Genomic DNA, 242 nt, shown 5'->3' with positions numbered 1-242 from the left:
TCGACATCTCGCCTCGTTGAAAATGATAACGGCTCAACCTTTGGCGACGATTATGAGGCAACTCAAGGCACATCCTTTGCAGCGCCAATCGTCTCAGGTGTGGTCGCTTTGATGCTGGAAGCAAATCCGTTGCTGGGCTGGCGGGATGTTCAGGAAATTCTTGCTCTTTCTGCCAAGCAAGTCGACGATCCCTCTACCGAGTGGTCTACCAATGGTGCCTCAACCTGGAACGGCGGCGGTAT

General features: G+C 53.3%; 1 protein-coding gene. It reads left to right on the top strand.

Annotated features, from left to right (window positions below; all coding sequences use genetic code 11):
• Positions 1–242: S8 family serine peptidase (locus tag PPL9_RS08685; RefSeq protein ID WP_152986643.1), on the top strand; the 242-nt coding region annotated here is incomplete at both ends.

Source organism: Pseudovibrio sp. POLY-S9, from assembly GCF_001431305.1.
Lineage (GTDB): Bacteria > Pseudomonadota > Alphaproteobacteria > Rhizobiales > Stappiaceae > Pseudovibrio.
The sequence above is the reverse complement of the archived record's forward strand: the minus strand, read 5'-3'. Positions and strand labels throughout refer to the sequence as shown.